The 12,706-nt window shown below is 43.6% G+C and carries 16 protein-coding genes, 1 other RNA gene, 1 riboswitch and 1 other annotated feature; of the genes, 11 read left to right on the forward strand and 6 right to left on the reverse strand.

All coding sequences use genetic code 11. From position 1 onward, the window contains the following. Nucleotides 1-78 precede the first annotated feature (78 nt). Nucleotides 79-311, reverse strand: a binding site (T-box leader). Nucleotides 312-421: 110 nt separating this feature from the next. Beyond that, nucleotides 422-1,366 carry a M23 family metallopeptidase gene (locus AB1K83_RS03545; RefSeq protein ID WP_413057074.1) on the reverse strand — a complete coding sequence of 315 codons (945 nt, stop codon included), beginning with the start codon at nt 1,364-1,366 and terminating at the stop codon, nt 422-424. A 188-nt stretch (nt 1,367-1,554) separates the two neighbouring features. Here AB1K83_RS03545 and AB1K83_RS03550 point away from each other — a divergent pair, with 188 nt between their 5' ends. The 5 genes from AB1K83_RS03550 (at nt 1,555) to AB1K83_RS03570 (ending at nt 4,378) form a co-directional block, all read left to right on the forward strand. After that, nucleotides 1,555-2,064, forward strand: a complete 510-nt coding sequence (locus AB1K83_RS03550; protein ID WP_413057075.1) for a DUF3231 family protein — start codon at nt 1,555-1,557, stop codon at nt 2,062-2,064. A gap of 102 nt (nt 2,065-2,166) precedes the next feature. Beyond that, a complete protein-coding gene (locus tag AB1K83_RS03555; protein ID WP_413056776.1) occupies nt 2,167-2,967 on the forward strand; it encodes a GNAT family N-acetyltransferase in 801 nt (266 codons plus the stop codon). A 15-nt stretch (nt 2,968-2,982) separates the two neighbouring features. Then, nucleotides 2,983-3,300 carry a thioredoxin family protein gene (locus AB1K83_RS03560; protein WP_413056777.1) on the forward strand — a complete coding sequence of 106 codons (318 nt, stop codon included), beginning with the start codon at nt 2,983-2,985 and terminating at the stop codon, nt 3,298-3,300. Between the two features lie 18 nt (nt 3,301-3,318). Continuing rightward, the gene (locus AB1K83_RS03565; protein ID WP_413056778.1) at nt 3,319-4,038 is read left to right on the forward strand and encodes a gamma-glutamyl-gamma-aminobutyrate hydrolase family protein; all 720 of its coding nucleotides are present in this window, start codon (nt 3,319-3,321) and stop codon (nt 4,036-4,038) included. Nucleotides 4,039-4,234: 196 nt separating this feature from the next. Beyond that, nucleotides 4,235-4,378, forward strand: coding sequence for a hypothetical protein (locus AB1K83_RS03570; RefSeq protein ID WP_413056779.1), 144 nt, complete (start codon nt 4,235-4,237; stop codon nt 4,376-4,378). Nucleotides 4,379-4,396: 18 nt separating this feature from the next. Here AB1K83_RS03570 and AB1K83_RS03575 read toward each other — a convergent pair whose 3' ends face one another. The 3 genes from AB1K83_RS03575 to AB1K83_RS03585 form a co-directional block, all read right to left on the reverse strand. Further along, entirely contained in the window at nt 4,397-4,981 is a 585-nt protein-coding gene (locus AB1K83_RS03575; RefSeq protein WP_413056780.1) for an SLOG family protein, read from the reverse strand. A gap of 109 nt (nt 4,982-5,090) precedes the next feature. Then, a non-coding RNA gene (ssrS, locus tag AB1K83_RS03580) (6S RNA) lies at nt 5,091-5,285 on the reverse strand. A gap of 52 nt (nt 5,286-5,337) precedes the next feature. After that, nucleotides 5,338-5,607, reverse strand: coding sequence for an AbrB/MazE/SpoVT family DNA-binding domain-containing protein (locus AB1K83_RS03585; RefSeq protein WP_413056781.1), 270 nt, complete (start codon nt 5,605-5,607; stop codon nt 5,338-5,340). Between the two features lie 204 nt (nt 5,608-5,811). Continuing rightward, nucleotides 5,812-5,918, forward strand: a riboswitch (SAM riboswitch). Between the two features lie 92 nt (nt 5,919-6,010). On the opposite strand from AB1K83_RS03585, the gene metA reads away from it, so the two are divergent. Next, a complete protein-coding gene (gene metA / locus AB1K83_RS03590; protein WP_413056782.1) occupies nt 6,011-6,919 on the forward strand; it encodes a homoserine O-acetyltransferase MetA in 909 nt (302 codons plus the stop codon). A gap of 73 nt (nt 6,920-6,992) precedes the next feature. On the opposite strand, the gene AB1K83_RS03595 is transcribed toward metA, so the two are convergent. After that, nucleotides 6,993-8,144 carry an acyl-CoA dehydrogenase family protein gene (locus AB1K83_RS03595; protein ID WP_413056783.1) on the reverse strand — a complete coding sequence of 384 codons (1,152 nt, stop codon included), beginning with the start codon at nt 8,142-8,144 and terminating at the stop codon, nt 6,993-6,995. 128 nt (nt 8,145-8,272) lie between these two features. Between AB1K83_RS03595 and AB1K83_RS03600 the strand changes: the two genes are divergently transcribed. Further along, nucleotides 8,273-8,983, forward strand: coding sequence for a hypothetical protein (locus tag AB1K83_RS03600; RefSeq protein ID WP_413056784.1), 711 nt, complete (start codon nt 8,273-8,275; stop codon nt 8,981-8,983). Nucleotides 8,984-9,059: 76 nt separating this feature from the next. Further along, entirely contained in the window at nt 9,060-9,761 is a 702-nt protein-coding gene (locus AB1K83_RS03605) for a DUF421 domain-containing protein (RefSeq protein WP_413056785.1), read from the forward strand. A gap of 116 nt (nt 9,762-9,877) precedes the next feature. Here the strand turns inward: AB1K83_RS03605 and AB1K83_RS03610 are convergent, their stop codons facing one another. Then, the gene (locus AB1K83_RS03610) at nt 9,878-11,080 is read right to left on the reverse strand and encodes an NAD(P)-dependent malic enzyme (RefSeq protein WP_413056786.1); all 1,203 of its coding nucleotides are present in this window, start codon (nt 11,078-11,080) and stop codon (nt 9,878-9,880) included. A gap of 265 nt (nt 11,081-11,345) precedes the next feature. Between AB1K83_RS03610 and AB1K83_RS03615 the strand changes: the two genes are divergently transcribed. The 3 genes from AB1K83_RS03615 to AB1K83_RS03625 all read left to right on the forward strand — a co-directional run bounded on the left by AB1K83_RS03615 (nt 11,346) and on the right by AB1K83_RS03625 (nt 12,661). After that, nucleotides 11,346-11,924, forward strand: coding sequence for a TetR family transcriptional regulator (locus AB1K83_RS03615; protein WP_413056787.1), 579 nt, complete (start codon nt 11,346-11,348; stop codon nt 11,922-11,924). Between the two features lie 75 nt (nt 11,925-11,999). Next, nucleotides 12,000-12,347: a DMT family transporter gene (locus tag AB1K83_RS03620; protein ID WP_413056788.1), complete on the forward strand. Its 348-nt coding sequence runs from the start codon at nt 12,000-12,002 to the stop codon at nt 12,345-12,347. Further along, nucleotides 12,347-12,661 (forward strand): DMT family transporter, encoded by a 315-nt coding sequence (locus tag AB1K83_RS03625; RefSeq protein WP_413056789.1) that lies wholly within the window; start codon nt 12,347-12,349, stop codon nt 12,659-12,661. The genes AB1K83_RS03620 and AB1K83_RS03625 overlap by 1 nt, the downstream gene beginning before the upstream one ends. The last annotated feature ends 45 nt before the right edge of the window (nt 12,662-12,706 follow it).

Here is a 12,706-nt window from a genome sequence, read left to right on the forward strand (position 1 = left end):
ACTAGATTTATCCCCCAAATGTAGAGGTGGGGGTCTTCGGCTGAATAAAGATAAAAAAGCCTTCCTCCCCCTACAAATGTAAGGGGCGAAAAGCTTGTTACTTACGCGGTACCACCCTTATTCGCTGTCAAAATGAAAACTGACAGCCTTCCAGCATGCGTAACGTGCATGAGTCGTATAGACCTACTGATCATAATGTTGTTCGGTCTATCGATTCAGGAGTGCTACTTTATGCAGAAACCGCTAATTCACACCAGCCATTAGCTCTCTAAAGATTTCGGTCCACAAAGCTTCTCCGTCAAAATGTTTAAAACAATATTGAATTTGGAATTAATACTAACAAATATAACAAATCAGGGATAAAAGTCAATAGTAATTTTTTGATTTTGCAGATGTTTTCTTCAACAAACGGGCCATTCCCTCATGAACCGGACCGTTCCCATATCCGTAAGGAAGGGAAGGGGTCGAAAGCCCATTCGGTCCGTCCATTATATTTATACATCCCATAATGTAGATGTGGCGGGAACTTACCGGATGTCCCTTTTTTTCCGTAACCTGAATTGCCGACATAGCCGATGATCGTACCAGGTTCCACGATATCCCCTTCCTTCAGGCCTTTATTGAAATAGGCGAGGTGGGCAAAATAGTGGTACGTATTATGGTGGTCCCGGATACCCACGCGCCAGCCGCCGTATTCATTCCAACCCATGACTTCAACAATACCGAACGAAGTGGCCCGGACCGGAACTCCGTAACCGGCAAACAGGTCGGTACCTTCATGGATACGCCTGCCACCCCATCCACGTTTCGCGCCCCACGTGCTTCGGTAGCTATAATTATGCTGCCGGGGAAGGGGGAACGCATGTTCATCCAGGTCAATCGTTTCAAAATGCTTAAAAAGCTTGGCAATGGTCAGCACTTGGTTGACAGTTTCTTCCCGTTCGTAATAATCCCATAAAGCCGACTCAAAATCCTCTTCTGCAGGTCCGTACTTGCTGAGGAAAGAACCCATCGTGAATAGGGTATCTTCATCGTCATTTGGATCGGCGAAGCCATCTCCATTGCCATCCGCTCCATTGCCGGCGAAATAAGCAATTGACTGAGGTGACATATCGTCGGGCTCGGGATTCAAGGCGCCTGCCCAGAATTCGCTGGAATAGGTGATGGAGATCGCCCCATCTTTTTTCGGGATGTCTTTCCGGACTTGCTGTATATTCCGTTCGAATTGGTCGATTGCCGCTAAGTAATACCAAGGAATCGATTCGTCTTCAAAATGCAAATACAGCTGCATTCGGTTCTGTACAATCTCCTCCTTCGTAGGTTCCTCATTTGCGGAAGCCACCTTGAAGAAAACAAGCAGAAGCATGAGAAGATACAAGGGGAATAAAAGCCAGTGACGCACTTGAAAAGCCTCCTTTTTCTACGTACTATAGCTTCTCCTGATCACCGGTTATTATGATTGAGAAAATCTGTATAGGAAAAACGCCAACTTCACATAATAGGAGTGACCCGAACTAATCAGGGAAAAAATAAATGAAAAGAGGATGGCTGAAATTGGGCATTTTAAGTGGGAATCCAGAAGAGCAACCGTTGCATTACGGAGAAGTTATCGGGATTTGGGCATACGTCGGTGCAAATAACGGGCTAATCAGTGGCTATGAGGCGTTCATGAATCATGCAGGGGACCGTGACTTGATTAACCTGTTGGAGGAAGCGGTTAAGACGATGCGCTCGGAAAATAAGGAACTCGAAAAAGTCTTGAAAGAAAATGGAATTACTCCACCCCCATCGCTTCCGGAAAGACCGAAAGCGGACGCTGAGGATATTCCGCCGGGCGCACGATTCATGGACCCGGAAATCAGTGCGGCCATTTCGATCAACGTCGGGCAAGGTATGGTTTCCATCAGCCAAGTGATGGGCCAATGTCTACGTGAGGACATCGCCATGATGTTTGGTAAATACCTTGCGGACAAAGCGATGTTCGGAGGCAAGCTGTTGCGCATGAACAAAGAAAAAGGCTGGATCATCCCACCACCTCTCCATAAGGATGCCCCTTCTTCTTAACCAAATAAGTAAAGAAATACGAAAAGGACAATCCCAAGATCTGGGCAAGTTTCTTTTCGTATTTTTTTGCGGTAAAATTGGAGGATAGAGGAGGGATGACGGGTGATACGAAAGTTGACAGAAACGGATCGGCAGGCTGCGATGGATTTTGTATCCGAAAAACCGGCTGAGAATCTATTCATCATCGGAGATATCGAAATGTATGGTTTCGATAACCCCATTCAGACATTATGGGGTGATTTTACAGAATCAGGAATGTTGCGAGGCATTTTATTAAAGTTCACGGATAACTTTATTGTCTACGCGCCGGATGAGTTTGATGCGAAAGGGTTAGCAGATATCATGAATCGGGACCGTGATTTCAAGTTTCTTTCCGGAATTGAAGCCATCATTCGCCAAGTCGAGCCTTATCTGAATGAAAAACCGGCGGAACCTCGGGTACTCCATTATGCAAAATGTGAACGTGCTGATCAATTGCAAAAAGTACCGGACTCGATTGAAGTGAAACGGGCAGTTCCTGAAGATGCGGAGCGGATCGTGGAACAGTTACAAGGTATTCCCGAATTCGCCACCAGTACATTAAATGTCGAGCGGAACAGGGAAACCTTGCGTAATGGAAGCGGGCGAACATGGTATATTGAGGAGGGCGGAAAAATCATAAGCTCAGCCTCCAGCACAGCCGAAAACAGCCAATCGGCCATGATTGTCGGAGTGGGGACCTTACCGGAACACCAAAAAAAGGGGCTCGCCTCCTACTGCATGTCCGTATTATGTAAAGAACTGTTGAGTGAAGGGAAAATGCTCTGTCTGTTTTATGATAACCCAGATGCCGGAGTGATTTATAAACGAATCGGCTTTGTCGATATCGGAAAATGGTGTATGTGGACCTTTAAAGATAAATAACGGAGGGATGGTAAAATGAAAAAACTAGAGAATATTGAACAATTCGAGACTTTGAAAAATGAAGGAAAAACGATTTTCATGTTTTCCGCTGATTGGTGTCCAGATTGCAGAGTGATTGAGCCAATATTGCCTGGAATTGAAGCGGATTTCCCGGAATATACATTTGTATATGTGGATCGAGACGATTTTATCGACTTATGCCAAGAGATGGATATTTTTGGAATCCCTAGCTTTGTAGCCTATCATAATGGGGAAGAGGCCGGACGTTTTGTCAGCAAAAACCGGAAGACGCAAGAGGAGATTGAGGGTTTTATCAACGACCTTGCTCAGTAAGGTCAAGGGAGGTATGGGATGAAACCGGTTATTGGGTTGACATCGAATATGAATGCCGATGGGAAACACGAAATCGATCCTGAGTATATGGCCGCCATTGTGCAAGCGGGAGGTCTTCCCATTATCATTCCAGCGGACATAGAAGCAGACGTGGGACAGATGGCCGAGCTTTTGGATGGACTGTTGTTGACAGGTGGGAAAGACATCAATCCGATGTACTACGAGGAAGAACCACATCCACGGTTAGGGGAAGTTTCTCCTGTAAGAGATAGGACGGAAATTGCCCTGGTTCAACAGATGGTGTCGCAGGAGAAGCCTGTTTTGGGAATATGTCGTGGAATTCAGTTGCTGAACGTCGCTTGCGGCGGTGATCTATTCCAAGATATTGAATGCCAAATCGATCGACCTGTATTGCAGCATGCTCAAAAAGCGCCGAGGACCCATCCATCCCATACGGTGAAAATTGAAAAGGGCAGCCTCCTGGAAGGAATGGTTGATTGTGGTCGCATCCAAGTGAATTCGTTTCACCATCAAGCCGTGAAAAGGGTGGCGGCAACACTTCGGATTTCCGCATTTGCCAATGACGGAGTAGTGGAAGCAATTGAAGGCAGGGCAGAGCAATTTGTTCTCGGTGTTCAATGGCATCCCGAGCGATTGGCCGCAGCGGGCGATGCCCCATCTCTACAAATTTTTAATAGTTTCATACAAGCTTGCCTGAAAAGGCGGGATAAAAGCTGAGCGATTTGAAGCTCGGCTTTTTTTGTGGGAGATTTGCATTGTTCGCAAGCAATTGCGGCCCGAATGCAGGCAACTATTAACTAAGTGTAAGCAACTGCTAGTCGAGCGCAAGTGAACCGTAACCGAGAGCGACCAAATCAAATTGTCGGGATAAATGCAGGGGAAACGAACAGACTAATAGGACGGAGGTGATAAGATGACGAATAAAAATAATAAGAACCAAAAAGACCGGGAAGAATATGGGTACGGCTATGACCGGAGCGTAGATGATCTGCAAGTGATCGGGCAAAATAACGCGGCCAAGAAAGACAACAAAAAAAGAGAGGACACCAAAAAGTGAATCTCCTAATGCCAAGCTTCACGAGATGTCAAAATCGGAAGCTTGGTACATGTCCTGCAGTTGTTCCTCTTCCGCCACAACTTGCAAATCGTCCGCTGTAATCGAAAACACTTCATAATCGGTTTTCTCCGCAAACTGGTCAGCCATCCTTTTTACGAATTTCGGAGACCCCTCATTTTCTTCATCGTATACAATCAACAACCCATCCGAATTCCTTAGAAAAAACTTATCTTTTTCACTGAATTGCCATGGGGCCTCATACGGTTTATTGGTGAGCGGCTTATAAAAATCGGCTTGCGCTACGATGGCATGATACGCTTCCTGCTTCGATTCATTCCAATTCTTTTCCTGTTCAAGGAAAGGGGGCATGACGGCAAGCTGTAAAGCGGGATATTCACGTTTCAAGTCCAGCACGACTTCCGCTGCCCATGTCTCGACGCCAAGCTGCCCGCTAATGAGCACCCATTCCAGCCCTTCATCGAGAAATGATAGCAGGCGTTTCTCGATCGCTTTTTTGATAAATCGGATGCCGGGATGTTTTTCATCAAAGATACCCAATTCATGCTGTTTATAACCAGTAATGACAAGACGTTTCAAAGGCATGCGACTCCTTTCATAAAATCATTTCCCAAACTGTCGGACAGATCCGTGAAAGAAATAAATTAAAAAGGAGCTACCCTCCACTGTAGAGTAGCTCCTTGGCTTATATGTAATAGAAGCCGCCTTTGCCGTATAGGTATCATAGAAAGTTTTAAACCACCACTCCTCAAAGTGGGTGTTCGCAAAAACATTCCTGTTTGTCCCGATTGCCTAAGGAACCGGGCATGCCATTCCTGTTCTTATATAAAACTCCCTTTTACAGCTTAAAGGTTAAAACTTAATGTGTATACGAACAATGCAGCTTGTGTATTTATTATATATGAGCAAGGGATTATTATCAATAGAAAATAATTCCTTTGTTATCGATTGTGTTCAATTTCTTCAAGAAGGATCTGGGCCCCTTTGGGACTAAGGTACATGCCATTGGAATACATCTTATTTTCCGGTGTCACTTCACCTGTTACGGCACATGCTTCGCTGATTGTGTATTTGCGCAAGAGGATCATATCCTCATCCACAAAAATCTCCATTGGAGTCCCAGTACCTAGCTGTAATGTGTTTCGCAACTCTTTCGGAATAACAATCCTTCCAAGTTGGTCTACCTTCCTGACAATACCTAAACTTCGCATATAGTTGAAATCTCCTTTACTTCTATTTTTTATATAACTTATCTATATTGTACTTGAAAATTTAAAAAACGCCAGAAATAAAAAAATGGCCTAGAACAGAATATTAATAGTGTGAGCCAGAAGATTTCAGGGCGTGAGAATTGTCGTTTACATTGTAGGAATTAATAGTATAATTAACTATAACCTATACATTACAATCAAATATTCTTATCAAGAGAAGTCGAGGGATCTGGCCCGATGACACTTCAGCAACCTCTACCCTGTGAGAAAGGTGCTACTTCCATCAAGAATGAATTCTTGAGAGATAAGAACAGAGCGAATACAAACCCTCTTTTCTTATCATACGGAAAAGAGGTTTTTATTTTTAACTGAACGATTGACAGAGGAAAGGGAGAGATGGGTTATGCCAATTAATATACCGAAGCATTTGCCGGCAGGTGCACTACTGAAAGAGGAAAAGATTTTCGTCATGGATGAGGAACGGGCCGTCTCTCAAGATATCCGTCCGTTGAATATCATTATTCTAAACTTGATGCCCGAGAAGGAGAAAACGGAATTACAATTGCTCAGACTGTTGGGAAATACGCCTTTACAAGTGAATATCACGTTCATGACAATGGCTACCCATGAGTCGAAAAATACTAGCAAATTCCACTTGGACGCGTTCTATCAAACGTTCGAAGAAGTGAAAAATCGCCGCTTCGACGGGATGATTATCACAGGTGCACCAATCGAGCATTTGGAATTTGAAGAAGTGAATTATTGGGAAGAATTAAAAACGATCATGGACTGGTCGAAGGGGAACGTGACGTCGGTGCTCCATATTTGCTGGGGTGCCCAGGCCGCTTTGTACCATCACTACGGTATTAACAAGTATGCTCTTCCTAAAAAGTGTTCCGGCATTTATAGCCATACGTTAACCGATTCGACGATCAATTTAGCGCGCGGTTTCAATGATGAATTTAAAGCGCCGCATTCTCGCTATACGGATGTTGCGTTGGCAGACATTGAAAACGACCCACGCTTGATTTTACTGTCTAAGTCGGAGGATGCGGGTGCTTTTATCATTATTTCCAAAGATGAAAAACATATTATGATCACGGGTCATCTGGAATACGACGCTACGACACTGGCCGAGGAGTATGAACGGGATTTACAAAAAGGCATCGATATTGATATGCCTGAAAATTATTTTCCGAATGATGATGTAACCGCCAACCCTTTGAATTCATGGCGTTCCCATACGCATCTCTTGTTCTCCAATTGGCTGAATTATTACGTCTATCAACAAACTCCATACGAGTGGAATTAAACAGTGAAAAAGTTGTCTAGTGATTAAATAATGCAGGTGGATGGAAGCGAATCAACTTCCTCCACCTGCTTTTTTATTTGTTACCAAACTGCTGAATGGCTTTGGCTGCCAGTTTCGTCTTCTCCATATCCTCCATCGGCGGATTGTAAAGCCCTGCCAGTACGTTCAAGTAATAACGGTGCATCGGGTTGGACTCTGAGAGGGCGCGCGAGCCGACGATTTGCATCGCTTTATCGACTATTCGGATCGCCGCATTGGTCACAGCAACTTTTGTGACGCCAAGGGCTTCATCGAACCGGGAACGGTCTTCTGCATGTTCATAGCGCTCGATCGTTCCGTACAAAAGATGGCGAGCTGTTGTCAACTCCAGTTCCATGTCCCCGATCAGTTGCTTGATATTCGGAGTTTCGGCAATAGGTTTGCCCAACGAAGTCGGCACATAGGAAGTGGCAAACTCCAACGCATACGATCTTGCAGCCGTTGCAATCCCGATATAGCAAGCCGGAATATGGAGCAGCCAACCTTTATTTTCCGGCTTTTTCAAAGAATTTTGCTGCAAGACGTTCGTCACGGGAACTTTTACATTGTCCAACACAAGATTATGGCTCGCCGTGCCGCGCATCGCCAGCATATCCCACGTCTCTTTGATGGACACGCCGGGCGTGGTGCGAGGAATAATGATCAGATCCACTTGATCGTTCTCATTGGTTGCGGTAACAAGGAAATAATCGAGGACAGGTGCCACCGAGGTGTAGGTCTTCTCTCCATGGACAACTAATTCATCTCCCGATAACTTGACAGTCGTCGTCGGCAAAGCACCGCGCAATGGACTTCCTGCATTGTTTTCCGAGGCTGCCGTATTGATGAGCGCCCCTTTTCCAATCTCCTTTAGAAGCCAATCGGCGGCCTCTTCATTCCAATGCCGGTTTTCAACATATTGCAGAACGATTCCATTATGCCAACCGATCGATAAGCCGGTCGAGCCGCTACCTTCAGAAATCGCTTCTTGTGCTAAAATGTATTCATACAGACCTAGGCCTTGGCCACCATACTTTTTTGGCAGCGTCAACCGATGGTAATCAATATCTTTTAAATCTTTAAAGTCCTCATACGGAAACGAATTCAGTTTGTCTAGTTCAGGCTCTCTTCCTGTAAAACGGGCTTTTAATTCATTAATCTTATGTAAAAGCTCTCGCTGCTTCTCCGTCTTGGTAAATGATTCCACTTTAATCCACTCCTCGTATCCTCTCTTCTTTCCAAGATACCATTAAACTTATTTGGATGGTAGGTTTTGGTTTCCTGTAGCTATTTTTTTTATAATACATAATATAGAAAGGAAGAAGGGAGGATTATATGGGATTATATATGAATGCTGATCGCCATCCGTCAGTTTATATAAACGAAACCAGCCTGGATGGGAAGAATCAGGACTTATATAAGAGAGATTTCCTGACAGAGTGGAAAGAAGAACAACACTCCAAATTTTTGCAGCATCGTGCTGTGTTAGAAAACGTTCTTCGCCAGCAAAGACGGCTACAAGCCATTCAATATCAGATGATAGATGAGCAGTCGAATAACAGGAAACAGCATGACAAGCGAACTGAAGAAATCGTGGAAGAGATGAACCGCTTCTTCAATAAAATGACGATGGAGAATATTCGCATGCAGGCTGAATTCCAAAAGGCCATGGAAACACAATGGTTTCCGATTTGGCAAGCGGCTGAGGAGTTGAAAGACCGACTTGATAAGCTGGAACAATTAAATGGTGAATTGGCAAATCGAATGGAGAGGCAAGTGGAAGTACAGCGTCGGTTAGCGGAAAAGGCAATTGATTATGAGAGTTCACAAAAGGAAGTACTGCATCGCTTGGACAACCAAGAAGGGTTGATTGATAAAGTCATGAGGAGGTTAGATCATTTGCGGTCCATCCTGTTTGAAAGGACCCACTATCTTGCAGAAAAAATAGAAGCGGGTTCTTCCTCGCCAGCCAGACAGCTTGGCCGAGGAAGCGAGCGCTCCTTGACGATATATAAAAATGGCGATACACGAGAAGATACTGAATAGGATGATTCATTCCTCCGTATGTATACCTTCTTCACATTAGAGTGACACTTCCAGTATAGCGGAGGTGCATGTGAAAATGGAGGATATATTAAAACTGGATTTTTGGGAAATGATCATCCGGACAACAATGACGTTTATCGTTTTGCTGATTCTTGCACGATTCATGGGGAAAAAGCAAATCTCCCAATTGACTTTTTTCCACTATGTGACGGGTATTACGATTGGATCTATTGCGGCGGACATTGCGGGTGAATCAAAGATGCCTTTTTTGGATGGTCTTGTTGCAATGGTCTGGTGGGCCGTCTTGACGATACTAACCAATTATCTGGCGTTTAAATCCAAAAAAGCAAGAGCCTTTTTGGATGATAAGCCAACGATAATCATCAGAGAAGGGAAACTTATGAAAAAGTCCATGGAGAAAACACGACTTCACTTGAATGATCTGAGCATGATGCTGAGGGAACAGAGCATCTTCTCCATCAAGGATGTTCACTATGCTATTTTAGAGACGAATGGACAACTAAGTGTTATGAAAAAAAGTGATCAAGAACCCGCAACTAAAAAAGACGTGAAAGCCCCAGCCCCGCCACCGAAATTCATCCCAACTGAAATCATTTCCGATTATAAATTGATTCCCGAAAATCTCGAGGAGTTGAATTTGACGGAGGAATGGTTGAAAGAGGAGTTAATTAAACAAGGGATTGGTCATATTAGCCAAGTTTTTTATGCGGAGGTCCAATCGGACGGTACCCTCCATGTGGATATGGGAGAAGGGTGAAGTCAAATAAAAAGTAGAGGATGGGGAATTCCAATAATTCCATCCTCTACTTTTTTGTTTGAACAGCCATGGATGTAGTTGGGCAAGCCCGTTACAAGCTGTGGCAGCATTCGATTTTAGCCCTGCTTGAGCAGCATTTGTTTGCTGACGGAAACATTCGTATCCATCGCCGCTTGTGCTACGGCTTGCGCGACTCGGTTGACTACACGCTCATCGAAAGGATCGGGGATGATATAGTCATCCGTCAAATCGGCATCATCAATGATGTCCGCAATGGCGTGGGTCGCCGCCAACTTCATACTTTCGTTAATTTCCGTTGCGCGGACATCAAGCGCTCCCCGGAAAATCCCTGGGAATGCCAGCACATTGTTCACTTGGTTCGGATAATCCGATCTTCCTGTCGCAATGATCCGCACGCCGTATTCTTTTGCCAAACCAGGGTCGATTTCCGGAAGTGGGTTTGCTAGAGCAAAGACAATCGGATCAACATTCATGCACTCAATCATTTCTTTTGTCAAGATGTTGGCTGCAGAAACACCGATAAATATGTCAGCGCCCATCATGGCATCCTTCAGGGAGCCCGTCAAGAGCTGAGGATTTGTAATTTCTGCGATTTCATGTTTGACAGGATTCATAGCATTTGGCCGACCCTTATAGATAATCCCTTTCGAATCGCAAATGACGATGTCCTCAAAGCCGAGATTGCGAAGCAGTTTAATAATTGCAATACCTGCTGCTCCAGCTCCATTTACGACGATTCGTACTGAACCAATCTCTTTATTGACGACTTTCAGCGCGTTCAATAATCCGGCGCCGACAACAATTGCCGTCCCATGTTGATCATCGTGAAAAACTGGGATATCCAGCTCTTCGCGCAATCTTCTTTCCACTTCAAAACAACGCGGCGCCGAAATGTCCTCCAGATTAATCGCACCGAATGTCGGACTGATGAGCTTCACTGTACGAACAATCTCATCGACATCCTTCGTATCCAGACAGATTGGGAATGAATCGATATTTGCATACCGTTTCAATAACAGTGCTTTCCCTTCCATGACAGGCAGCGCAGCTTCCGGTCCAATATCCCCAAGGCCTAAAACAGCAGTTCCATCCGTTACAACTGCCACCAAATTCCCTTTGATTGTATATTCGTATACAAGTGAGGGATCGTTCGCGATTTCTACGCAGGGTTCTGCAACACCTGGAGAATACGCTAAACTTAAGTCCGTTTTATTTTCCAACGGAACTTTTGAGACAGTTTCCATTTTACCCTTATGAATTTGATGCATTTCCAACGAAGACTCATATCGTCCTGTCATGTAACAAACCCCATTCTGTTGATTTTTGTATATGAATATAAATTATTATCATGAATTATAGGAAATTACAAGACGTATTATTCGTCGATGTCAAAATATTTAAAAAAAGTAACCGGTTACAATACCGTCATTACAACGATTAGGAGGTCTTACGACCAGCTATAAAATTTTTTTATTATTTATCTATCGAGGCAAACTTATTGAATTTGTTAAATGTTTCACATATAATGAATGACGTTCAGTCACTTTTGAGGAGGGTTTTTACATGGGAAAAAGAACAGCTATCATACAAGCAGCAATAACAGTTTTTCAAGAAAATGGAATCGAGAAGACGAAAATATCCGACATTGTTAAAAAAGCCCAAGTTGCGCAAGGCACGTTTTATTTGTATTTTCCATCAAAATTGGCACTTATGCCAGCAATTGCCGAAGTGATGGTTGAAAAAACTTTAGAGGTCGTTCATAAAACTGTGCAAGACAGAGCCCCCTTCCAAGAGAGGATGGAGCAGCTTGTAGATGCTATTTTTCTAGTGACAAAGGATTATCATGAAGTGCTTGCCATGATATATTCGGGTTTGGCATCCACTGAACATTTAAAAGAATGGGAGACAGTTTATGCCCCATTTTATCAATGGCTTAGCCAATTTTTACAAGAAGGAAAGGAAAAAGAAGAGATCCGTCTATCCATTCAGCCAGATCGGACAGCTAAACTTATTATTGGTCTAATAGAATCTGCAGCCGAACAGATCTATTTATACGACATGAATCAGGAAGAACAGGCTCGAATTCAGAAAGCGGAAGTCAATGAATTTTTAAGAAATGCTCTTGGCATGGCGGAAAAATAAATTTTTAAATGCTATCTTTGTTATTTATTTAACTTAATGAATGATAGTCAGTCATTGGGAAAAGGAGTTATTTTTATGAAAAAGTCATGGATATATGTTGCATTGACGAGCTTTTTTGAGCTCGTTTGGATTTATGGATTCAATGTAGCTAGTGCATGGTGGCATTGGACATTAATTATTTGCTGCATTTTAATCGATTTTTATTACTTGACGAAAGCTTGTGAGAACTTGCCGACAGGAACTGTTTATGCCGTATTTGCGGCTATCGGTACGATGGGAACAGCGTTAATGGATGTCTACTTTTTTGGTGAAGAACTGAGTAACAGCAAACTGTTTTTCATTACGATATTAGTAATTGGTGTGATCGGATTGAATATGGCAGATCGTGTCGAAGAAAAGAAAGTTAGGAAAGGATTTTTATAATGGGTTGGTTGTATGTATTGATTGCAGCTAGTAGTGAATTGGTCGGTGTTATTGGACTTAAAAAATATAGTCAGAAAAAAACGGTGAGTAGCGGACTGTTATACTTGGCTGGATTCGGTGGAGGTTTTGCTTTTTTATATTTGGCGTTCCATTATTTACAAGTGAGTATCGCTTATGCAGTATGGATCGGAATCGGAACAGCCGGGGCTGTTTTGGTTAACATGATATTTTTTGGAGAATCCAGAAGTGCTGGCCGGATTATCAGCTTTTTGCTTATTGTCGTTGGCGTCGTCGGTTTGAAGATGGTGTCCTGAAGCACCGCCCAGGTAGTAAGGTTAAAAAACGAAGCCGGAAAGGGC

Origin of the sequence: Sporosarcina sp. 179-K 3D1 HS (genome assembly GCF_047228905.1) — a bacterium.
Taxonomy (GTDB): Bacteria; Bacillota; Bacilli; order Bacillales_A; family Planococcaceae; genus Sporosarcina.

What these genes read in the sequence shown, in the direction of transcription:
- AB1K83_RS03545 (WP_413057074.1), bottom strand. Translation starts at nt 1,366, where the DNA reads ATGCTTCTGCTTGTTTTCTTCAAGGTGGCTTCCGCAAATGAGGAACCT.
- AB1K83_RS03560 (WP_413056777.1), top strand. Translation starts at nt 2,983, where the DNA reads ATGAAAAAACTAGAGAATATTGAACAATTCGAGACTTTGAAAAATGAA.
- AB1K83_RS03565 (WP_413056778.1), top strand. Translation starts at nt 3,319, where the DNA reads ATGAAACCGGTTATTGGGTTGACATCGAATATGAATGCCGATGGGAAA.
- AB1K83_RS03570 (WP_413056779.1), top strand. Translation starts at nt 4,235, where the DNA reads ATGACGAATAAAAATAATAAGAACCAAAAAGACCGGGAAGAATATGGG.
- AB1K83_RS03575 (WP_413056780.1), bottom strand. Translation starts at nt 4,981, where the DNA reads ATGCCTTTGAAACGTCTTGTCATTACTGGTTATAAACAGCATGAATTG.
- AB1K83_RS03585 (WP_413056781.1), bottom strand. Translation starts at nt 5,607, where the DNA reads ATGCGAAGTTTAGGTATTGTCAGGAAGGTAGACCAACTTGGAAGGATT.
- metA (WP_413056782.1), top strand. Translation starts at nt 6,011, where the DNA reads ATGCCAATTAATATACCGAAGCATTTGCCGGCAGGTGCACTACTGAAA.
- AB1K83_RS03600 (WP_413056784.1), top strand. Translation starts at nt 8,273, where the DNA reads ATGGGATTATATATGAATGCTGATCGCCATCCGTCAGTTTATATAAAC.
- AB1K83_RS03605 (WP_413056785.1), top strand. Translation starts at nt 9,060, where the DNA reads ATGGAGGATATATTAAAACTGGATTTTTGGGAAATGATCATCCGGACA.
- AB1K83_RS03610 (WP_413056786.1), bottom strand. Translation starts at nt 11,080, where the DNA reads ATGACAGGACGATATGAGTCTTCGTTGGAAATGCATCAAATTCATAAG.
- AB1K83_RS03615 (WP_413056787.1), top strand. Translation starts at nt 11,346, where the DNA reads ATGGGAAAAAGAACAGCTATCATACAAGCAGCAATAACAGTTTTTCAA.
- AB1K83_RS03620 (WP_413056788.1), top strand. Translation starts at nt 12,000, where the DNA reads ATGAAAAAGTCATGGATATATGTTGCATTGACGAGCTTTTTTGAGCTC.
- AB1K83_RS03625 (WP_413056789.1), top strand. Translation starts at nt 12,347, where the DNA reads ATGGGTTGGTTGTATGTATTGATTGCAGCTAGTAGTGAATTGGTCGGT.